The organism is Bacillus sp. NTK074B (assembly GCF_017303375.1).
Taxonomy (GTDB): Bacteria; Bacillota; Bacilli; order Bacillales; family Bacillaceae_B; genus Rossellomorea.
On record NZ_JAFKOH010000005.1, the window covers coordinates 90,735 to 113,335 of the forward strand.

Below are 22,601 nucleotides of genomic sequence, written 5' to 3' on the forward strand. Positions count from 1 at the left end.
TAAAAAAACACCTCGAAGGAAAGCTTCGAGGTGTTTTTTATCTATAATTCCAACACATGTCCTCCATCAAAGAAGTATAGGTATTTTTCTGATACCGGTTCTTTCCAGATGGATTCTAATGCCCTGGTATATAATTCAATCTGTACTTTGTACCTCTCGAGAAGGACAGGCTTTGCCTCGGGAAAACCTCCTTCATAGCGATCATGAATGCCGTCTGTTTTGTAATCCAACAGGACGATTCCTGATTCATCCCGAAATACACAGTCGATGACCCCTTGAACAAGGATTGTTTCTTCAGGGGCTTCTTCACCTGTTTCAGAGATTTCACTTAGAGGGACGCTCATGCTGAAGGGAATTTCCCGTTGGATATTCCATGCGCCTGCCATCCGCTTTCCAAGTTCACTTTCGAAGAACCCCACAATATTATCGACTGAGATTGCCAGTTTCTGTTCCTTGGTCAGAATTTCTTTACGGACAAGGTTAGATAATAGATCTTCAACCATATCCTCTGTCGGCACCCCATCTTCAAATGAAATATGCTGCATGACAGTATGCATGGCTGTACCCTTTTCAGCTGGTGACAATTCTTTCGATTGCATGAATTGTGGACGGTTATATACAGGCTTGTGGTGGCGTCTCAGGATATCAATACTTGACGCTTCGTCTCTTATTTCAACCATCCTCTTGAGCTCTGAGACGGATTGCTTCGAACGGAGGTTTGTAGCCTGAAGATGTGGATATTTCCACGATAATCGCTTCAATACCTCATCTTTATGCAGAGACTGTATTTCCACTTCTTTCCCTTTTTTCACCTGTTCCTTCCAATTATCATCTTCACTCAATGACTCACCAGCTTCTTCAGTCAATTCAGACTTATGAATCGAGGTGATTTGGAAGCGGGAAGGATGTTTCAGAATCTCCTCATTAATTCCGCTTCCCCCCGGCACTTCTCCCCCAAGCTCTTTGCAATGAGGATGGCGCATGAGGGACGGACCTATCCAGTCAAGATAGGAATTTGCACCTGCCCTGTCATGATCGGATAATAACCATTCTTTCTGGCTTAATGACCCGCGCCACTTCTTAAGTGATTTCTCCAGGCCTTTCACAGTACCCACGAGGAATAATTTCTCCTTCGCACGGGTCAATGCCACATAGAGTACCCGCATCTCCTCGGAGATCGCCTCCATCCGCTTCTTCCTCTTAAATGCCAATTGCGGGAGTGACGGGTAACTGATCCGTTTGTCTGGATCGGTATATTTCACAGCCAATCCAAGATCTTTATCTAATAAGTAAGCTGCATTCAAGTCCATGAGGTTAAATTGCTTAGACGTCCCCGCCACAAACACAACCGGGAATTCGAGACCCTTACTTGAGTGGATGGTCATTAGACGAACCACATCTTCTTGTTCGCTCAGTGCTCTCGCCACCCCAAGGTCATCCCCCCGTTCTCTCATCCTGTCAATGAATCGCAGGAATCGGAATAACCCCCTGAAGGATGTTTCTTCATATTGGCGGGCACGGTCATACAAGGCCCTGAGATTTGCCTGCCTTTGCTTTCCACCGGCCATCCCACCTACATAGTCGTAAAAACGGGTATCCCTGTACAATTGCCATATCAATTCTGTCACTGATCCCTGACGCGCTTTTGTCCGCCAATTTTCAAGTTGGTACAGAAACACTTTCACCTTCTCAAATGTTTCTTCATCCCTGGGATGATCCGGCTTCTTACCAGCAAATTTTTTCACGGCTTCGTAATACGTCCCTGCACGTGAATGAACCCGGACACTTGCCAGACCCTGCTCATCGAGCCCTACAATCGGGGACCTGAGAACCGAAGCAAGAGGAATATCCTGATACGGATTATCGATCACTTTCAACAATGATAGCATAATGGCAATTTCAGTCGCTTCAAAATATCCAGTGGATAAATTCGCGTAAATCGGTATGCCCTGCCTCTTGAATTCCTCCAAGATTTCCGCAGCCCAGGGCATGGAGCGAAGTAGAATGACAACATCACGATACTGTATCGGACGTTCTGTTTTCGTCTTGGCATCATAGATCGGTGTCCGTCCCTCGATCATTTGTTTTACCTTGTTTGCCATGTAACGGGCTTCCAGGACGGATTTTTCTATATCCCCTTCATCAAAGATGGAGAGCTCTTCTTCGCCACCGCCATTGGCAGGCTCTTCGGTTTCCTGATCGATGATCGCCACTTCGATGGGAAATTCATTTTCTTCGGGATATGGTGCACCCTTTACAAGCTCGGCTTCCCTGTTATATTCCATCTCACCGACAGATGTGCCCATGATTTGTTTAAATAAAAAGTTCGTCCCTTCCAATACTTCCTTCCGGCTCCGGAAGTTTTGGGAAAGATCAATTTTCAATCCTGCTTCCCCGCTGCTTGGAAGGAATCGGGTGTACTTTCCTAAAAACAGGTTGGGTTCAGCCAGCCGGAAGCGGTATATGGATTGCTTCACATCCCCTACCATAAATCGGTTCCCGACTGCTTCACGTTCTTCGGTGATGAGACGCAGGATGGATTCCTGAACCATATTCGTATCCTGATATTCGTCTACCAATACTTCCCTGAACTTATTTTTATATTCCATGGCAGCTTCCGAAGGTACTAAAGCATGAGAAGTGTGGTCTCTAAATATGTCCAGACAGAAATGCTCCAGATCGGCAAAGTCAACGAGGCCCTTTTCTTCTTTCACTTGTCTGAATCGCTTCCCGAATTCGATCACCACTTCTGCAAGTGTATGAATCACATTCTTTATCTTCTTCATATCTTCAAGGAATGAACCGGGCCTTCTTGAAAAGAAATCCTCCTGAATCTTTTCCAATGTTTTCTTTCCCTGATCACGGAGTTTCTTCGCATCATCCACTAATTCCTTATCGTACTCTTCCCCCCTACATGCTTTAAGCTTAGTGAAGGGTAAGGTTTGGATCGTTTCGTATAAAGCATTCCATGAATTGGACAGACTTGCCTCCAGGCTATCGACTATTTCGATATCGCTTAAGAAATTCTCAGCTCTTGGGGCTGGTCCCCCTGGTACACGGGTGAGGTCCAGCGCCCGCTGAAACAGGCCTTTTGCTCCATGAAGCTGTAATTGGATATCTGTCAGCAAGGGTTGAATGAAGGAAAGATCGTCTATTTCTCTGCCTTCTTCCAGCTCATACATCTCTTCCAAGCTCAAAAGCCATTCATCGGGATTCGGATGTGACCTGGAAAAGTCATACAGTTTCCTGATCATATCCTGCAATGCCCCATCACTTCGGTCATTTGTAAACGTATCAACAAGTTTAAAGAAGTCATGGTTATCTTCTTTGCCATATTCTTCTTCAAATAGATCGTCAAGGACCTCGTCCCGAAGCAGGTCTCCTTCTGTTTCGTCCGCAATCCTGAACCCTGGATCGATATCGATGAGGTAATAATATTTACGGATCACTTCAAGGCAGAACGAATGTAGCGTAGAAATGGATGCCCGGTTTAATAAGCTCAGCTGTTTTCTTAAATGAAGTGAATGGGGATCCTCATCAATCGCCTTCCCCAACGCCTGTCCGATCCGATGTCTCATTTCCGCAGCAGAAGCGTTGGTAAAGGTAACAACCAATAATTCATCCACGTCCATCCGGTCTTCTTCTGAAAGAATCTTCTGTATGATCCTTTCGACCAGTACAGCGGTCTTCCCTGATCCCGCTGCTGCAGCGACCAGGATATCCTGCCCCTTCGCCCAAATGGCCTTCCACTGGTCGTCGGTCCACGTGACGTCATGCGGCTTGGCTGGAATCTTACCATTACTCATTGGATTCTACCTCCTCTCTCACTTTCCGCAATAAATCTTCAGGTTTCGCCGTAGGCAACTCTCTGTATTCGTTTTCCTCCAACGACTGATCAAATTGACAGACGGAACGGAATGAACAGAACTGACACGGAGTCCGGTCCTTCAGTTTATAAGGAGAAATGTCGGTCTCCCCCGAGATGATCCGATTTCCTGAAGCTTCATAAAGTTTTCTGACATGCTTTCGCATATAGTGAAAGTCTTCCTGGCTGGCCGCTTTTGACCTGGATGACAATGATCCATCTTTTTTGATACCGGCTGAGATCATATCTGAATTCCCCGTCTCCAACGACTGATCCATCAACCTGACGATATCTGTATTCCCAAGGACTAGACCTTTCATTTTAAAACTCTTGAAAATTTCCTGTTCGATTTGGTCCATGGTCAAGATTTTCTTACTATTGATCATCGGATTGTGAACATGGAAATAAAGGACGCCTGCAGGCTTCGCTTCTTTTCCGACAAATTGTTTCGAATTCGTTAACACTATATCCAAGTACGTGAGCATTTGAAGGGCTAAACCGTAATACACTTCCGTCATATCGAGATCCCTTGGACTCGATTTGTAATCGACGATTCGGAGATATACCCCATTGGCATCCTCCGCTTTGTCCACCCGGTCGATCCTTCCCTGAAGTTCCATCTTCGTCCCGTTTCTGAGCTGAAACTCGAACGGTGGAAGTGTCGCGTGAGGTCCGAAACCAAGCTCAACCCCGACCGGGACAAACCCGCTCGCCTTCGCATGCTCACTAAGGATGAGGCTTGCCCGGCCAATGATTTGTTCCAGTTTCTGTGCGATATAATAATGCCTGTTCGAGCTTAGTAGAATCTGATGTTGAAGCTTTGGTGCCAGCATCAGGACGGCTTCTTTCGCTAGCCTCAAGCACTGGGATTTCGAAAGAGCAGCCCATGTCAGACCATGACGTTCCACTTCTTCTGATATCCATTTTAAAGCTGAATGGAACATTTCACCGATGTCAGGCGCTTCTAATTTGAAGAAATCCCGTTCCCTGAGCTTCAATCCGTGGCTAGCAAAATGAGAAAATGGACAGCTGTGAAACAACTCCATCCGGGAAACACTGGCCAGGATATGGTCGCCGTACAATTCTTTGCTTGTCTCCTCAGACAGTTGTTGTCCGGTATTCTCATAAAAAAGACTCGATAAGATATGTCCGGAATGCCATTTCCAATCATTGGACGTTGTATAGAAGTTATAAACATCCCACCAGAAATCATAAATAGGGTAATCCCGTTTCTTTAATTGCAGCTGGGACGTGAGATGAGATATCGTCACATTCGGATGACAGACGTAATGAAGCTGATCCTCTTCAGGTAATTCAGATGGTTCATTAATGAGAAGCTTTGTTGGTGCACCAGGGAACATTTCATTTAACCTCTTGATAAACGAAGAAGGCAGTAGTGCCTTTCCTTCTTCATTGGCGATCGGGTAGCTGATGAAGATCCGTTCACTTGGAGTCGTAAAGGCTTTATATGCCACAAACTCCTCATCCAGGAGCTTCGTCCGGTTACTCGGAGCGATCTTATATCCCCTCTTGATCAATGACTCACGGTCCTCATCGGACAGGACTCCGTCTTCACTCATTTTTGCCGGTAGAACACCATCATTCACGCCAATGATGAACGCGGCTTTAATATCACCTAGCCTCGATTTCTCCAGGTCGGCAATAATGACCTGATCAATGGCCGGTGGAACCAGGGAAAATTCCATCGTCTCTATACCAGCATCCAGAATCGATGAGAATCTCTTCATGGTCGTTTCTTCATCACCAAGCATTTCTACATATTGATCAAGCAAGTCCATTGCCGCTGACCACGCCTGATCATGTTCCCTTGCTGCAACCAGATTCCCTTTTTCTTCAGCTTCCATGCGCATCCGCTCCAGCTTTTCGGGTATATTCAGCTCTTCCAGATACACATAAAGAGCCTCACAGTATTCCCGACCTGTTGACCGCTTCTTTAAACGTTTTCCAAGACGTATGATCGGTGCGGATATAAATAACCGCAGCTCATTAATCTCGTGCTCAATTTCCCTCTCAGCGTCGGTCTGTGGTGCATCCACATGCTCAAGACCCCTGAAACGCCGGTATTTCCACCGATCTTTCTTCGTCCATCGGTCACCCTTTATCCCATAGGCCAACACATAGTTTTCAAGACGGTCCATTTTTTCACGCAAATCGGTGGGGTTCTTATGGTAAGGGAACAGAAGATCTGTTTTCACTGCCCTGAAGACAGGTTCATACCTCCAATTCGTGTTCATGATCTCAAGCGTTGAACGAATCAGTTCAATGAGAGGGTGATTCAGCATCGTTCGCTTTTGATCAAGGAAAAAGGGAATCGAATAATCTTGAAATATCGTTTCGACTTTATCACGATAATCCTGGCTGTTTCGTACCAATACAGCGATATCCTTGTAGCGGTACCCTTCTTCCCTGGCAAGCTTCCTGATTTCCCTGGCCACACCTTCAATCTCAGCCCGACGGTTTGACGCTTCCAGGAATTCAATGGTTCCATTTCCTTCATCAAAAGGTATGGTCGGCCTTTCATCGAAATGACGTTCTAAGTGAAGCAAGGCTTCACTTTGGTAGCGAATGGGTTTGCTCATCACCTCTTCTACTGCCGATTCATCTGCCATACTGCATAGATCCTGAAGTGTATGATACGTTTCATTTGTCATTCGATACAGACTTAACTCGTTCATCGCCCCCATAGGCTCTTCAGGATCGGTTGTAAGGGCAACCGTCACTCTTTTTGTATGGTGAATGAGCTCATCGATGATGAGATACTCCTGAGGAGTGAAACTATGGAATCCGTCTATATAGATTTCTGCCTTCTTCAGCAGCTCGGAATTTCTCACATTATCGGAAAGCAATTGAAAATAATCTTCTGAATCGATGTATTTACCGAAAAGCTTTTCCTCAAATTTCTCATAAATCAGTTCGAGGTCATGAAGTTTGTCCTTCAATACCTTGTACCGTTCACTGTCCCCTTCAAATTCTTGCAAGTCTGAAGGAGAAATACAGTAACGTTTGAACTCCTTAACGATCGCTTCTACATGATGAATAAAACCCGGCTTCTCAGAGGCCTTGTTGAAAATATGGAGATGTTCCTTGTTTTCATCTATAATCTTCCGGATCATCATATTCAACCCTACATCCGATAAATGATAACGGCTCATTCCTCCCGTTTCCTGAAGAATCTTCCACGCAAGTCGTGTGAAGCTGAACACTTGTCCACGGATCATGCCGTTCAATCCCGGTGTGTTCACAAGCTCGTATTCCGATATAAAGGACATTTGATCCGGTACGATATAAATGATAGGGTCCCCGTTCGGTGCTTCCAATAAGTTCTGTTTCATCTCATCCAGTATATGATGTGTTTTCCCCGTACCGGAGCGTCCGAGAATAAAGCGTACAGACATCCTATCACTCCTTTTCTAATACTCTATCTATTCTATCCCAAAGGCTTTATGATTTTTTGCATAGGTTCATTATAGTACACTACCAGGATTCTTTCCTGCCCCAATCTCAACTGAAAATAATTGGAACTTCCGCATACAGTAAAGAGAGGTAGGTGATTTCATGAGGAATCATGATTTTAACAGAATTTCAGTTGTGCTTGTTGCGATGGCCGTAATGGTGGCATGTAATATTTACACATTCATCCCCATATATGGAGAGATCGGCTCCTCCCTAGTGATCAAGGAAAGCGAAGTGGTCATGGCTGGCACTTCGTTCATCTTTTTTTACGCATGCGGATTATTGACTTTTGCTAACGCTGCGGATTACTTTGGTAAAAAGCGGATCCTCGTCTGGGGAATGCTTGCTTCTGCCTTTGCATCGGGACTCGTTGGTCTTTCTGCAGATTTTTGGAGTTTATTTTTCACCAGGGGATTCCAAGGATTATGCCTGGGGAGCTTTGCCCCTGTCGCTTTTGCCTATACGTATGATTTGTTTTCCGGAAAGCAGAGGACCCTTCTCCTTGCCTTCGTCAATACCGGTTTCCTCTTTGCAGGCATCATAGGACAATTACTCAGCGGGGGCATCACAAACTTATCTGAATGGTCAATGGTATTCTATTTTTTCGCAGTGGTATACGCCTCTCTTTTTATCATAGGCCACAAAGCTCTGCCTCAAGCCAAGGTTGAATCTGTATCCCCTTCATCCCAACTGGCCACTATCATCAGACTGCTCAGGAGAAAGGAACTTCTATACTGCTATGGGATCGTATTCACACTTCTCGCTTCTTTCATTGCCTATTATGACAGTTTGACCCGTCACTTGTCAGGCGAAGAAGACCTCCTTTTTCTCACCAGGTCGGTGGGACTGATCGGAGCGGGTTTATCACTCTTTACCGGGCGACTTATGGAAGTTGTCGGAATATATAAAACCCTATTTATTGGAGTAGCATTATCTATCGTAAGCCTGGTCGCTGCTTTGTTTTATGCAATTGGGCACATACCCTTCATCATTATTTCTTCCATTCTATTTGTCTCAGCCATCTCATTATTGTTACCGACCGTCATTACACTGATCGGAAATATGGGCGGAAAGGGACGAAGCCAGGCTCTCAGCCTTTATTCTTTTATCTTATTATGTGGAACGAGCCTGGCACCGCTTATCGTCATGGATCTTTCATACCTTGAATCTATCTTCCTGCTTCTCGGCTGCTGTTTCTTCCAGGCTTTGATGGGTGGCTTATTGTTCAGGGGTCGGAGGAAATGGGAGGTGGGCAATTAATCCCACACTTTCATTCTTTCCTGTAGATTCGAGGTGTGTAATTCGAATTGGACATTATCAGGGGCCATGAAATTAATACTCCATCCTTTCCCCCTCTTTAAAGGTCCACTTACAATTGGCACCTTTTTTTCTTTCAGAAGTTGAACAGCATCATGGAATCCTTTTTCATCGATGGTGAATGCCATGTGATGGATTCCATAACCACTTTGATTACCGGAACACTCTCTTTCCTGAAGACAAATCCAAATCGGCCCCCATTCGAGGTACGCATCTTTTCTCCCCTTATGTACTAGGGTGGTGCGCAGGATATCCAGATAAAATGAAAGGGAGTCTTCTAGTTTACACGTGCTGATGGTCAGATGATTAAAGCCTGAAATGTTCACTTACTCTCACCCTTTCACTCATTTTGAATGTTTGATTGACGATTCTATTTGAAAGGCAGCATGAAGGAACGTCTACTGCCGGGGGTTAAGTCCATGTGACTGGTTCATAGGAACTTTACAACATCGCTTTCAGCGGGATTGCGTCATTTTTCATTATGATTGCGTCATTTTTTTCATATTTGCGCCATTATAAATTTTATTGCGTCATTATTAGTGCTAATTGCGTCGTTTAACAAATTAAGGGAATTGACTGAGCGCTCAATCCCCTCCCCCGCCACGACCTACTCCAAAAAAAGAAGGACTTCACAATCCTTCTTCCCATTCACCTGCTAATAATCCAAATAAAAACATATCATACCGCTTTCCGTCTCTTTGCAGGAATTGACGATAGCTTCCTTCTTTCCTGAACCCGAGCGATTCATACAACCTGATCGCTCTCTCATTATACGAAAACACCGTTAATTGAAGACGGTGAAGATTCAACTCATGAAAGCCGTAGGCCAAAAGACATTCCATAGCTTCCCTGCCATATCCACTCCCCCAAGCTGTTTCGTCACCGATTGAAATGGATATCCACCCCACGCGATGGGTCCATAGAATGCCATCCAGCTCTACAAATCCTATGATTCTCCCATCGTCCTTCAGCCGTATCGCAAATCGAAAGGAATTTTCTTCCGGCACCATCCATTTCTTAATCTCTTCTTCTGTTTTCGGCTTAGGCGGGAGGGCGTCCAATAGTCTCTGCACTTCTTCATTTTGATTCCATTTCTTTATGGACGAAATATCTTCTTCTTGAAAGCCTGTTAGATCCATTCTATTTCCGGTCAATAACCGCTTCATCCTTTTCACCTCGACTTATGTATTTCGAGGCATTCCATACCATTTCCTCTATTGATTTTGAAAAAGCTTGTTATTACCTGTTTACAGACTGCGGTTTCATTACGAAGTGCCGGTATTCTTTTATCCAATAATAGGGTTTTTAAAAAGACAGTAAAAAACCGAACGAATTCGATGTTCATGAGAGAATCTCGAGTGATCGTTCGGTTTTCCTTTTGCTCAAAAAGCTTGCTACCAGATCATTTCTACCCATTCAGGATGGTCGATGAATGGGTTGCGGTTACCCTGATATTGTTCAAAGATGATATTGTTCCTGCGGATTTCTCTTGCATCCACCGGATCTTGTTCGTTCCACTCCAGAAGCACAGACATTTTCCCCATGTAAGGAGCGCTTCCATTGTTGACGTTATTATTCAGCTCTAAATCCACTTCCCCCTTATCTCCTTCATAACGGACATCCATGTAGAAGATCATCCGGGCAACATCGCCTTTTACTTCATCACGGGGCTCCCATGAATCGCTGTCGTAGTAGTTGCCTGGTGCTTCCGTCTGCTCGGTTCCACCATTGTCAAAGTCAAGATTTCCTCTTGTCGAGTTGACCGTAACATCCGTCGGTCTCAAATGATGGAGGTCCGTCCCTGGGCCCTGTGCCGTTCCGAAATCTCCATGGGATTTCGCCCACACATGTTCCCGGTTCCAGTCGTTCACTCCACCACCGTTTGTTGTTTTGGATTGTGAACGGCCAGAGTAGAGGAGTATGACATTATTGGGGTTGTTTGGGTCTTCGTCCGTTTTTCGCAATGCTCCCCATACAGCATCATAGGATAGGGTATGATGATCGTCAATGATGTTATGTAGTGCCGTTTTCAAGACCTCACCCGTTTTGCCTTCCGCTGCGTTGTAGTAGTCTTCATAAGCCGGAGGATCGGTAGGTTCTGATGGAGGATCTGTCGGATCTGTTCCTCCTTCTTCCATTAATTCAAAAGCTGATGTCGATTTCACTCCAGGATGGGAAAAATAGGCTGACAAGCTTCCCGTCACTTTGATCTTTTCCCCCATTAAACCCGGGTTACTTTGCGGGCCAAAGCTTGAACGATAATCAGATGGAATTTGAACATACACCATCTGATTTGCATTGGCTTCTGATGGTGTTGCCGCTAAGGCCAATGCATAATCGTTCGGAAAATCATTTGTGATAACCGACGACGCAGAGGTTGGCTGTCCGACCACATACCCTTCGATAGATTTCGTGGAACCATTCTGATTTGTAATCGCTTGATCTGCTGTATAAGGGGAGCTCCAAGAACCGCTTCCCGCTGCACTCATTTGAGTGGGTGATACCTGGCTGCACGCTATCGTAAAAAGAAATACGATAGCAAAAATACCAATGACTTTTTTGTGTGCAAACTTCAAACTGCTTCGCCTCCTTTAAATGCATTACACATTTAGCGTACAATAATCATTTTCATAATAGGGTAAATTTTGTGTAAATAAGAGAAAATGAGTCTATTTTCACATCTTTTTCCATATGGAAAAAAGCTTCCTTCCAGTGTCCTAACTGTATATAATCCACAGCCATGAATGAAAGAAGGGAATTGCGTCACTTTTTTAAATAAATTCCCTCAAAGTCACACCCTCTTTACACAAATCTATCAAACACCCATGTTCCCCACTCTCATTTTCCTTTATAATGAACCTACTAAATGTTAGGGAATTTGGAGGATTCATCCTTGAATATATTTCATCAATTTCAACGTACAATCATTAACAATTATCTTTTTGGAAGTATCATTGCTGTGTTTGGTGTCGGTTCTGTGTTTATATTTCAAACCCTTTCCCTAAAGGAAAGCGAGTTCTTTGCCATGGGGAGCATCATTTTCCTCTCGATCCTTACGATGTTCGGCTTTGAATTCCTTGTGTACCAGAGGCATATTCGTCCTATTAAACTTGTTTATCAAAAGCAGGGTGGGACGATCGAATTGAACCTCCTGTTAACGGCTTATCAACAAGCAGAAAGGTTCCCGCTTTTAACTGTTAAACGAATTATGCTCCCTCATTTCCTTGGGCTTGCTCTGCCTTCAACTTTATTGACGGTCCTCTTCATTCATACTGATTCACTTTCGCTTCCATACTCTTATATACTATATGCCTGGTGTGGTGCTTTCTTAGTGGCGATCCTCCATGCGTTAATCGAATTTTTTTTAACCTTTAAGGCATGTCACAGGCTCCAGGAAGATCTTATACGAAAAACGGTTGAAACATATGGAATGGATCCTGCAAATCAATCAACAATATTTATCAGTTTGAAACGAAAGATTCTGGCAGCGTCATTGTTTCTTGCGCTGTTCCCGATACTGCTGTTTTCACTTGCTTCACAGATTCGCTTATCCATCGAGGACTCCACCCTTTTAGTCGACTACTGGAAATGGGCAGGGACCCTGATCTTCATCATTACGCTCCTTGCCTTTTACGGTGCGGTCCTTATCTTTAAGAGTATTGAAGAACCTGTGAAGGAGCTTGTCTCCCATTTCAAAAAAGTGGAGGGGGGGCATGTTGCAACCGTTACAAATACGTATACGGATGAGTTTTCTCATCTTTTCTCAGGATTTAATCATATGGTAGATGCCATCAATCTCAGGGACCGTAAGAATCAGCAGCTCCTTGACCAGTTTTTCGCAGTGGTGGCCGGCACATTGGATGCTCGCGATCCTTATACAGCAGGTCATAGCAAGCGGGTAGCGGATTATTCCATATTGATTGCCAAGCAGTGCAAATGGCCGGTGAAGGACATTGATTTACTAAATAAATCCGCTCTCCTTCACGACATTGGAAAAATCGGGATTCGTGATGATGTACTTTTAAAAGAAGGAAAATTAACAGATGAAGAGTTTGACCAGATTAAACGCCATCCCGTCATTGGTGAAGAAATTGTCAAAGGGGTTCAACTCACAGAAGAGCTCCTTCCCATCTTACCCGGCATCAAGCACCATCATGAGCGGATGGATGGTTTAGGGTACCCTGACCGATTAAAAGGAATGGAAATCCCCCTATTCGGACGATTGATTGCAGTAGCCGATGCCTTTGACGCCATGACCTCTGATCGCCCTTACCGAAAGGGTATGCCTTTTGAAAAGGCCTTCTCCATTCTGGAAGAAGGGAGAGGAAGTCAGTGGGACGAGCAATTCGTCGATGCTTTCCTAAAAGGAATGACGGCTGAGTCCGATTCTATAAAGCACACATACTCATGATAATCCTCTCTCAAAGTAAAAGGATCAGACCGTTAACCAATCTGATCCTTTTTCATTAACATTCTCGCTCCATACTCTCTCCATTGTATAAATAAGACCTATTAGGGTTTGGTACATGTAGATAGAATTGTATATCACCGGGTAAATACTCAATGATCTTCTCCTCGATTGATTGATCGGAAAGGATTGGTCCACAAGATGATAACCATCGGGAAGTTTCCATGCAAAGGTTAAAGTACAGAATTCACAAAAAAAAGAAGACGACTGATCGTTAAGTCATCTTCCCATGATGTCATTTTCTGAATTGCACATCCCATTCATTGATGGGCCAATAGCGAAGGTCCACTTTTCCGACAATCTGTTCCCGGTCTACAAAACCGAAATAACGGCTGTCCATGCTTCCCCGACGGTTATCCCCCAGAACAAATATTTTCCCTTTTGGAACTGTTTTTTCACCAGTGATTTCCTGCAGGGTAAAGTCACCCGTCAGCTTACTTCCAATATACTCCTGTTTAAACTTCTCCAGGTAAGGTTCTGGATAATATTCTCCATTCACGTATAACTTGTCATCTTTATAAACAATTTTATCACCCGGCAGGCCGATGATTCGCTTCACATAATCTTCTTTTTCGTTTGCATGAAATACCACTACATCAAAGCGGTCCAATTCCCCGATATGATAGCCGATCTTGTTGACAACCAGTTTATTTCCATCCTGCAGTGTCGGCATCATGGATTCGCCTTCCACCACATAGTTGGAGAAGAGAAAGGTCCGTATGATGATGAAAATGATTAATCCAATTCCCAGGGCTTTGATCCATTCCAGTCCTTCTCTTTTTACCTCTTCTCTCAATTTGATTCCTCCTGCTTTTTCCGTTCAATTCGTTGGTCTAATTCCATTTTCTTATTCAGATGTATCTCAATTCGTTTTCCTACAAACCACAAAACGAAAATAATGGCTACAACGATTACTGTACGAATAGGTTGTTTAACTAATGATATAATATCATATCCGATAAAGCTTATGGTGAATATCATCACCATTTTCCCTGTCACCACCGCAAGCATATACTGAGCAATGCTGATGGAAGACAAACCTGCCACGACATTGACTACTGCTGACGGTGTGAACGGGAAACATAGCAAAATGAACTGCGGGCCAAATCCATGCTTGTCTACCCATTTCGTCAACCTGTTCACTTGACGGCTCTTCCTTAAGAAGCGAAAGACCCGGGCCTCCCCGTACCTTCTGACCAATAGGAATACGATCAAGGCACCAAGGGTCGCACCGATCCACGAAAACAGAAAGCCCCACCACAGGCCGAACGCATTCGCGTTGGCCGTCACAAACACGACCAGCGGAAGGAACGGGAGAAACGCCTCCAACAACGGCAGCAGGATTCCCGGAATCGGACCAAATGAACGATATTGCTGAATCAAATCCATCATATTCTCAAGTGTAAACCAATCTTTTATCGTATTGATATTCATATTATATGTTTCCCCTTAAACGACCATGAACAGATATACTCATCTCGTCATCACTACTTACTCATTTCATCATATCATACCAGAACAGGATTTCCATATCGTAATCTCCTGCGTCGTTTTTATTAATACAAGGTTGCCTAAAGTTGTTTGTTGTAAACCTTTTGCTGGAGGATATTTTCTGAAGATGATCGGTTCAGACATGTGAAATCTAGCAATTGTCTATAAGAGCGGAAGATAAATCTTCGTCTGGTTTCCGATTGCCACGTCCACCCATCCTTTATTATCGACTTCTCCCAAAATTATAGCTTCCCTCTTCTCCTCCATTCAGCACCAAAAAAAACTGCCAACCCCATACGGAAATGACAGTTCTCCCTTAGTTTATAAATATTCCCCAAACCAATCCACGATCTCCTGCAACCTGGCTTCCCGCAAGGATGGCTTTCCGGTCCGGGACAGATGATGATTGGATTCCGGGAAACGGACGAATCTCGCCTCTTTTTTCTCCCGTTTTAATGCAATGAAAAGCTGTTCGCCCTGCTCGATCGGGCAGCGATAGTCCTTTTCACTGTGAAGAATCAAAAGAGGTGTGTTCATATTTTTCACGTAAGCGAGTGGTGAGTGCTTCCACAAGGTTTCAATGTCACCAAGATCACTTTGGATCTGCCATTCAGAGAAATAGTAACCGATATCACTGACTCCGTAAAAGCTGATCCAGTTGCTGATGGAACGCTGGGTTACAGCCGCTTTGAATCTGTCGCTGTGACCGATGATCCAGTTGGTCATGAAGCCACCGTAGCTTCCACCGGTTACCCCCAGGCGATTTTCATCAATAAAAGGATATTCCCCCAGTGCATAATCCACTGCACGCATGATGTCTTCATAATCTCCACCGCCGTAGTCACCCCTAACGGCATCGACGAACTCCTGGCCATAGCCATGACTTCCTCGTGGATTAACGTACAAAACAACATAGCCACTGCTTGAGAGTACCTGGAATTCATGAAAGAACGTATTCCCATACATCGTGTGCGGGCCGCCATGTATTTCAACGACCAGCGGATATTTCTTTCCTTCTTCGTATCCGGCAGGCTTCATCATCCAGCCTTGAACCGGCCAACCTTTCGCCCCCTGGAACATAAAAGATTCCGGAGAAGACACGTTACGATCTGCGAGCCAATCTCTGTTCACATCCGTGACTTTAGTCAGTTCCCCTGTCGGTACGTGGAGAGTATACAATTCACCAGGCTCTGCCGGTTTGCTCATTGAAACCAGGATGATTTGGCGACCCGAATCCAGGTCGAACCCATAGACGTGCTGCTCTTCCTGTAAGAGTGCCGGATAGATTGCGCCTTCGATGTGTGCATAGTAGAGGACCGTATTTCCCGCATCGGATGCCAGGAAATAGAAGCTTTCATTGTCCTTTGACCACTTGATGCCCGTTTGGGACGAGCCCTGGATGCTATCGCTATTCAGATAATCCCCTATGGCAACATCCATCCCTTCTGTCAGGCAAACGGAGTGTCCTGACGAAACCTCATGAATCCAAATCTTATTATGCGTTGCATTCTCATATTCACGCTTATGACCTATATAGGCCAGATGCCTGCAGTCCGGGGACCAGCTTGCTTCTCCGTAGTACCCCTGCTCCCCATTGATCTGCTTACACTCTCTTGTTTCAAGGTGAAAAATATATAAATCGGACTGAAAGGAGAAATCCCTGTCTTCATTCTTGTCGGTTGCGAAGGCAAGATAGTTTCCATCCGGGGACCATGAGTGAAGGGTATAATCGTTTTCATCATCCGTGACTCTTCTCACTTCTTTCGTCCCCAGGTCCACAACCGCTACCTGAGCATAACGGTCATCCTCAAAACCGCGATCATCACTTTTGTATTTCATACTGGTTGTAGCGAAAGGTTTTAGCTTTTCCTCTTCAACTTCCTTTTGATCGAATGCCTCCCCTTTCTCCAATCGAATGGAAAAGGCAATTTTCCCACCGCATGGAGACCAGACGGGATTCGAGACTCCATTCGGACAGTTTGTGACCGCCTCCGCTTCCCCGCCATTCCGACTGAGGAGATAAAGCTGATTGACTCCGGAACGATTGGAAATGAAAGCGATACTCCTTCCATCAGGTGACCATCTCGGCGATGAAATTTTTTGTTCACCGAATGTCCATTGACGTGTGGACTGGTCTTTCAGACTGATACTATGTAAGGTTGAAAAATAGTCATTTTTTTCTTCATTCAGGATGGTTTGGATAAAGACAGCCTCTTCCCCGCTTGGAGAAAGTCTTGGATCCGATACGGCCTTTAATTCGTAAAGATCTTTTATTGTAATGCCTGTCTTCAAGATTTTGCACCTTCCTTTCTATCTGTACCTTTTATAAATTCGACACTGACGACCTATTCCCTTCACGGATAAAAACCTGCATTTCCCTTCATAATAGAAACAAATTCAAATTCTACAACTTTCCCTATTGAAAGTAAATTGAAATCCACGTAAAATAAAACTACGAACATACGTTCTATAATAAAATAAAAAGGAGTCTTTTCATATGACAAGAATCCCGGAGAACGATCGGAATATTTTGGAACAGGCAATTTATCTGCCCATGGTACTGACGATTTTGAATCGTGACCTGCAAATCGTCGACAGCAGTCCCTTTAAATTAAAACGGCCGTATTTAGAGATGATCGAGGAGACGATGAAGGTCATTCAAGGAGAACTGGCCCATGTTAAGAAATATATGAGGACGAATAAGATGAAGGTTGAACGTATGCAAACGGATGATGCATTCACGATGTATATGTTTTTGTATAAGGGATATGAAGAACACCATAACTATTTCAATCCACGCCTTCGTAACCGGGTCGAGGATTTGATGAGACACTATTTGTACCGCCGATTCACAGAATCAAAGACTGATACAACAAAAGAAGCGTGATACTCTCCTCACGCGTCGGTTTTGTGGATATGTCGATTCATATAAAATGTCTTTACATGATTCGTTTCTGTCTGGACCTTCGTGTTATATTTACTTTCCATTTCAGCGATTCTCTGTGTGTAGGCAATCCGTAAATCCGAGGTGCGGAGCATTTGATTTTCAAAGGAACTGTATGAAATGGGAACCGTGCAGGATTCATTGTTTTGAAGGAAGATCCGTGTTGATCCATTTGTCAATCGTTCATATCCCCGGACATGGGAGTGGGAGATCCAGGCACATTCCTGCTTCACTGGAGATGATGTCGGGAATAGATAAATGAACATATCAGGATTAACCATGATGGGGGCTTTATAAATGATACCCGTAAGTTTTTTCGTTCCTTCTTTTCTGCCTTCATAAGAGCAGCCAAAGAATTCGCAGCTTTTTTTCAGGATATCAAAAGGTTTGAACGGAGAGATCAATACGTCATCTACCTCTATTATTTTTGTAAATGTCCTGGCACCGTACTCCATAGGCTGAAGGATCATCGTATGGGGATTTACTTCATATTCTTCTATAATTCGAGATTTTTCTCTCATAACATCGCCTCCATTTACATTTTTCTCCAAAATAATACCACAAATTTCGAGGGTTGTCTCCCATATTTTTAAAAATTCTGAAATTAGATAACGGGCACCGTTATATGAATAAAAAATTATCTGAATATTTAATTTTTTAGTTGAATTTTTAATACTTACACCATATACTAATAAAAAGAATTCAGGGGTGAGGTATATGGAAAGCAAAAAGTCCTATACAGAAATGATGAAAGCCGCCGCCGCCATTAACCGGAAGAAATCCGCTGAAAGAAGCGTAATGGAAATTTATATCGATATGGTGCTGCATGAAAGCATCCTTATGACACAGAAATCCAAACTCCTAACCGACATTGATGCCGCCCTTGATACTAAAGATAAAGTACTGTTCATGAAATTGACTAAAGAATTATATGAATTGAACATAAGCTGCGGATAATCATAAATGGCTGACTCCACTATCGAGTCAGCCATTCCCATTTTAATGGACGGGCCCTTAATACCTCTCTATGCATGACTTCTTCTCGATTGGTTAATCCTAATGGTTAACTTGAATACGATGGAGCGAATCACCTTGATCTTACTAATAAAAGTTCTGGTCCTTTATTTGATTACCATTGCTGCCATGAGGCTGATGGGTAAATCAACAATCGTACAGATGACCCCTTATGACCTCGTAGCCATCATCATTGTAGGGACGATTGCCTCTGAGCCCTTGATCTCCACAAAGTTCTGGCCAACCATTGCAGCCCTCGTCTTTCTTGTAGGGCTTCACGTCCTTTTCTCGTTTATGACGTTAAGTCAATGGGGGAACCGCTTCTTCCTAGGAGAACCGACTTTACTGATAAAAAACGGGGAAATATTAGAAGATAATCTGGAGAAATCCAAAATCTCACTCATTCAATTAACGTCCATCCTTAGGTCCCAGGGGTACCCGAAAATATCCGACGTGGATTATGCGATGCTCGAACCCATCGGAGAAGTGAGCATCATTCCTAAGGTGGAGAATACCCCGGTTACCGTCGAGCATCTTAATTTAACGATCGACGACGAGGGGCTGCCGATTTCCGTCATTGTGGATGGGAAGATTCAAATAAGGAACCTGAGGCTACTGGGAAAATCGAAAGAATGGTTGGAAACTCAACTAACCAACTCAAATCTCCACCATAAAGATGTCATTTTCGCCTATATGACGGAAAAAGCAAAAAATCTCGTCATCAGCAAAAGAGAAAAGGCCTAGACACTCAAAAGTGACTTGGCCTTTTCTCTTCTTTACTCTTCTTTCTTTTCCGCCTCATATTCCTCAAGCATGGAAAGGCGCTCAAGCATGGTCGGATGTCCGTATCGGAAGATCTTCACCAGAAGCGGCGGGTTCACTTGGGATAATCCGACCTTTGATAACTTCTGGAAAGACGAAATGGCTGATTCCTTGTCTCCGGTCATTTCGATGGCATATCGATCTGCCCTCGTTTCCTGGTAACGTGAAATCCAGTTGCTAACAGGGCTGATTGTGAACAACAGCATAGATGTAATCATTAAGAATAATGGTAAAGAGCTGAGGTTTGAGACCTTTGATACTTTGAGATTATCTTTATGGTTTGCCACGATTCCCCTCATCAGCTTGGACGTCAAGAACAATCCAAAGAAGGACAGAACGAGATAGATCCCGATTCCTATATAGATGTGCTTTTCCACGTAATGAGCCATTTCATGAGCCATGACGAAGAGGATTTCCTTGTCTGTCAATTTCTCAAGGGTCGTATCCCAAAGGACAATCCTTGAATTGGCGCCTACTCCGGTGACGTAGGCGTTAAGTGAATTGGTCTTTTCAGACATATCGACTTCAAACACGTGGTCTGCAGGGATTTGGGCCCTGTCTGCAAGTGTAAGGATCTGTTCTTCCAATGCTTTATCCTTCAATGGATAAAAGTCATTGTACAGGGGATCGATCAGGACAGGCTGAACGAACATCATGAAAATAGTGAACGGTACGGATAAAGCCCAGGCAGCGAGCCACCAGCGCTCTTTAAACCTCTTCATCAGGGCATACAGGACCGATACAATGATAAACATGAGCAGATAATTCACCCAGAAATCGGTTATTTCATCTTTCATCCACATTGAGAACGTCTGAGTGGATATGTTGTAGCTCTTTGAGATCTTATACGAAATATACTGCAAAGGAAAAATCGCAACAAAAGAGGCGATCGATAACCAGAACAAGTAAATGGCCGTTTGGAGGAGCCCATTCTTCACCGTTCCCCTCGCCCATTTCTCAAACACCCGTGATACACCAAGTATCAGTATCAAGAAATAAAATAGCCATTCATATGGAGTCGAAAGGAAGAACAAAAGATTCTTGATTTTTGAAAAGTCCTCACTCAACATGATTTCTTTATTATTCATGAAAGTGGCTGGATCCGCACTGCTTCCCTTATACAGTTCGGGTAAAGTGGAATCCGCCAGGAAAAATAAATATACATATAAAAATAAGCCTAACAGCAAATATGCCAGTATCGACCTCAGCGCCCATTTTCTAGCCAATATACTTCCTCCCTTCTTGTCTTCATTACTATATGTAATACCCTGTCCAAAGTTTTAGAACCTAAACACGGACGGTGAGAGAAATGGTGCCGTTCGTGCAAAGAAAATCATTTATCTGCCTTTCTGGAGGTTACGTGCCACATGTTCAACTTATGCCCTATCTTCATTATTTCTTCCAGAATAAAATTTTATCGGCCATTTTTATCATTCATCTGCGGTTCTACAAAATACGACGGCCAACTCAATAAAAAAAGCCACGATTCAAATCGTGACCAATAGTCTTCTACATTAAGAAGACTGAATACAGAGACAAAACGGATATCGCTCCAATTACCACAAGGATGACGTTGGCACCCAAAAAAGCGACCCCAAAGGCAGCAAGCGTCCCTACCATTCCAAACATTAGATTCCCTTCCTGAATTAACAAGATGCTTGGAAAGATCAGCGCACCCAATACGGCAAATGGAACATTTCGCAAAACTCCTTGAAGAAATGGAGGGAGTTCTTTTCCTTTAAACACGAGGAAAGGAAGCATTCTCGGGATATAGGTGACAATGGCCATCCCGAAGATCATCCACACGATCGCACTATTCATCCTCACTTCCTCCTCCCTTTATCATGACCACTGCTTCGACGATAACAGCCGAAACGATCGTAGCGGTCACTATCGACCAGCCGTTTGAAAGGTTCGTGGTAAACAGAAGAATACTATTCAGAGCACCTGCCACCACCGCCAAAAACGTGACTTTGACGCTTTTTTTCATAGAAGGAACGAGGAGGCCGACAAACATGGCGTACAGAGCGATCGTCATGCTGGCCTGAAGGAATTCCGGGAGGACCTCTCCGATGTAATATCCTACCCCCGAGTTCACCACCCAGCTCCCGTAGGAAATGAGCATGACTCCTACGGCAAATCCCGACCGTACCTTTCCCTCCTTGACACTGATGACTGTAAAGGTTTCGTCCGTGATGCCAAACGCATAGAAAAGCTTTTTAAACAAACGGTCTTCCTCAATCTTCTCGTTTAACGATGCAGACATGAGAAAGTGACGGATGTTTACGATGAACGTGGTCAGAATGATCTCGATGATTCCGGTGCCGACCGCAATCAAACTCAGTGATATGTATTGAGCGGCCCCTGCAAACACAAGCATGCTCATCAGGACCGTCTCCGTCACGGTCAGTCCGGTTGTACGTGCCAACAAACCAAACGTAAGGGCCACTGGCATATATCCAATGGCTATACTAAGGCCACCCTGCAGGCCAAGGCGGAAATCACTCACTTTTTTTGTAGAAAGAAGTGCCTCCATCCTCTCACATCCTTTATAATAGAAGTCATTGCTATTTTAATTTTTTGATAATTTATTATATTATACATATAGACGTTATAGTATACAAGAGGAGTTTTGAGCATGGAACATTTCCCGATTCAAATTGGAGAAAACATTAGGAAAATAAGAAGAGAGAGGGGATTCAGCCTTGAACAGATGGCTGAACGAACCGGGGTAAGCAAGGCCATGATCGGCCAAATTGAACGAGGCGACTCCAATCCCACTGTTGCGATACTATGGAAAATTGCCAACGGCCTGAAGGTATCCTTCTCTTCCCTGATTGAAAAGCCGAGCAATCAAGTATCCATTATTCACTATGAAGACGTACAGCCTGTACTTGAAGATGACGGCAACTATATCGTATACCCCATCTTCCCTTTCGACCCATTAAAAAAATGGGAAAGCTACCGGGTGGAGATGAAGCCTGGATGTGCCTATCGGAATGAAGGACATACGAAAGGGGTAGAAGAATACATCACAGTCCTATCCGGAAGCATCGTTTTGAAATTAGCCGAAAAAAAATATGAATTGCCGGCAGGAAGCTCGATACGCTTCGCAGCCGACTCTGGTCATGAATATACCAATGAGGCGGGTCAAGAGGCCGTATGCCAGATGGTCGTATATTATGGAGAAGATTAATGGAGAATCA

Annotated in this window: 18 protein-coding genes; 6 read left to right on the top strand and 12 right to left on the bottom strand. The window is 44.0% G+C overall.

The features are described from left to right. Nucleotides 1-41 precede the first annotated feature (41 nt). Both addA and addB read right to left on the bottom strand, forming a co-directional pair. Entirely contained in the window at nucleotides 42-3,806 is a 3,765-nt protein-coding gene (gene addA, locus JI667_RS10105; protein WP_206852680.1) for a helicase-exonuclease AddAB subunit AddA, read from the bottom strand. Continuing rightward, nucleotides 3,799-7,281: a helicase-exonuclease AddAB subunit AddB gene (gene addB / locus JI667_RS10110; RefSeq protein WP_206852681.1), complete on the bottom strand. Its 3,483-nt coding sequence runs from the start codon at nucleotides 7,279-7,281 to the stop codon at nucleotides 3,799-3,801. The genes addA and addB overlap by 8 nt, the downstream gene beginning before the upstream one ends. Before the next feature lie 160 nt (nucleotides 7,282-7,441). Here addB and JI667_RS10115 point away from each other — a divergent pair, with 160 nt between their 5' ends. Then, nucleotides 7,442-8,599 (top strand): MFS transporter, encoded by a 1,158-nt coding sequence (locus tag JI667_RS10115; protein WP_206852682.1) that lies wholly within the window; start codon nucleotides 7,442-7,444, stop codon nucleotides 8,597-8,599. Here JI667_RS10115 and JI667_RS10120 read toward each other — a convergent pair. From JI667_RS10120 to JI667_RS10130, 3 genes are all read right to left on the bottom strand, one after another. Next, complete coding sequence (locus tag JI667_RS10120) at nucleotides 8,596-8,982, bottom strand: VOC family protein (protein ID WP_206852683.1); 387 nt, start codon at nucleotides 8,980-8,982, stop codon at nucleotides 8,596-8,598. The genes JI667_RS10115 and JI667_RS10120 overlap by 4 nt on opposite strands. 303 nt (nucleotides 8,983-9,285) lie before the next feature. Next, the gene (locus tag JI667_RS10125) at nucleotides 9,286-9,822 is read right to left on the bottom strand and encodes a GNAT family N-acetyltransferase (protein WP_206852684.1); all 537 of its coding nucleotides are present in this window, start codon (nucleotides 9,820-9,822) and stop codon (nucleotides 9,286-9,288) included. Nucleotides 9,823-10,050: 228 nt separating this feature from the next. Continuing rightward, entirely contained in the window at nucleotides 10,051-11,232 is a 1,182-nt protein-coding gene (locus JI667_RS10130; RefSeq protein ID WP_414635230.1) for an endonuclease, read from the bottom strand. A 317-nt stretch (nucleotides 11,233-11,549) separates the two neighbouring features. Between JI667_RS10130 and JI667_RS10135 the strand changes: the two genes are divergently transcribed. Beyond that, entirely contained in the window at nucleotides 11,550-13,067 is a 1,518-nt protein-coding gene (locus JI667_RS10135) for an HD domain-containing phosphohydrolase (RefSeq protein ID WP_244668282.1), read from the top strand. Nucleotides 13,068-13,359: 292 nt separating this feature from the next. On the opposite strand, the gene lepB is transcribed toward JI667_RS10135, so the two are convergent. The 3 genes from lepB to JI667_RS10150 all read right to left on the bottom strand — a co-directional run bounded on the left by lepB (nucleotide 13,360) and on the right by JI667_RS10150 (nucleotide 16,910). Beyond that, nucleotides 13,360-13,920 carry a signal peptidase I gene (gene lepB / locus JI667_RS10140; protein ID WP_098441092.1) on the bottom strand — a complete coding sequence of 187 codons (561 nt, stop codon included), beginning with the start codon at nucleotides 13,918-13,920 and terminating at the stop codon, nucleotides 13,360-13,362. Then, a complete protein-coding gene (locus JI667_RS10145) occupies nucleotides 13,917-14,558 on the bottom strand; it encodes a TVP38/TMEM64 family protein (protein ID WP_206852692.1) in 642 nt (213 codons plus the stop codon). Before JI667_RS10145 ends, lepB begins: the two co-directional genes overlap by 4 nt. 378 nt (nucleotides 14,559-14,936) lie before the next feature. Beyond that, nucleotides 14,937-16,910 (bottom strand): S9 family peptidase, encoded by a 1,974-nt coding sequence (locus JI667_RS10150; RefSeq protein ID WP_414635232.1) that lies wholly within the window; start codon nucleotides 16,908-16,910, stop codon nucleotides 14,937-14,939. 202 nt (nucleotides 16,911-17,112) lie between these two features. Here JI667_RS10150 and JI667_RS10155 point away from each other — a divergent pair, with 202 nt between their 5' ends. Next, on the top strand, nucleotides 17,113-17,502 hold the full coding sequence (locus JI667_RS10155; protein ID WP_206852694.1) for a hypothetical protein: 390 nt from the start codon (nucleotides 17,113-17,115) through the stop codon (nucleotides 17,500-17,502). Between the two features lie 8 nt (nucleotides 17,503-17,510). Here the strand turns inward: JI667_RS10155 and JI667_RS10160 are convergent, their stop codons facing one another. After that, on the bottom strand, nucleotides 17,511-18,080 hold the full coding sequence (locus JI667_RS10160) for a competence protein ComK (protein WP_206852696.1): 570 nt from the start codon (nucleotides 18,078-18,080) through the stop codon (nucleotides 17,511-17,513). A gap of 196 nt (nucleotides 18,081-18,276) precedes the next feature. On the opposite strand from JI667_RS10160, the gene JI667_RS10165 reads away from it, so the two are divergent. Both JI667_RS10165 and JI667_RS10170 read left to right on the top strand, forming a co-directional pair. Further along, complete coding sequence (locus tag JI667_RS10165; protein WP_206852698.1) at nucleotides 18,277-18,516, top strand: IDEAL domain-containing protein; 240 nt, start codon at nucleotides 18,277-18,279, stop codon at nucleotides 18,514-18,516. A gap of 135 nt (nucleotides 18,517-18,651) precedes the next feature. After that, nucleotides 18,652-19,317 carry a DUF421 domain-containing protein gene (locus tag JI667_RS10170; protein ID WP_206852700.1) on the top strand — a complete coding sequence of 222 codons (666 nt, stop codon included), beginning with the start codon at nucleotides 18,652-18,654 and terminating at the stop codon, nucleotides 19,315-19,317. A 32-nt stretch (nucleotides 19,318-19,349) separates the two neighbouring features. On the opposite strand, the gene JI667_RS10175 is transcribed toward JI667_RS10170, so the two are convergent. From JI667_RS10175 to JI667_RS10185, 3 genes are all read right to left on the bottom strand, one after another. Further along, nucleotides 19,350-20,621 carry a M48 family metallopeptidase gene (locus tag JI667_RS10175; RefSeq protein ID WP_206852702.1) on the bottom strand — a complete coding sequence of 424 codons (1,272 nt, stop codon included), beginning with the start codon at nucleotides 20,619-20,621 and terminating at the stop codon, nucleotides 19,350-19,352. 283 nt (nucleotides 20,622-20,904) lie between these two features. Further along, nucleotides 20,905-21,216 (bottom strand): AzlD domain-containing protein, encoded by a 312-nt coding sequence (locus tag JI667_RS10180; RefSeq protein WP_206852704.1) that lies wholly within the window; start codon nucleotides 21,214-21,216, stop codon nucleotides 20,905-20,907. Further along, on the bottom strand, nucleotides 21,209-21,931 hold the full coding sequence (locus JI667_RS10185; protein ID WP_206852706.1) for an AzlC family ABC transporter permease: 723 nt from the start codon (nucleotides 21,929-21,931) through the stop codon (nucleotides 21,209-21,211). The genes JI667_RS10180 and JI667_RS10185 overlap by 8 nt, the downstream gene beginning before the upstream one ends. 102 nt (nucleotides 21,932-22,033) lie before the next feature. Here JI667_RS10185 and JI667_RS10190 point away from each other — a divergent pair, with 102 nt between their 5' ends. Further along, on the top strand, nucleotides 22,034-22,591 hold the full coding sequence (locus JI667_RS10190) for a helix-turn-helix domain-containing protein (protein WP_206852708.1): 558 nt from the start codon (nucleotides 22,034-22,036) through the stop codon (nucleotides 22,589-22,591). Nucleotides 22,592-22,601: the final 10 nt, after the last annotated feature.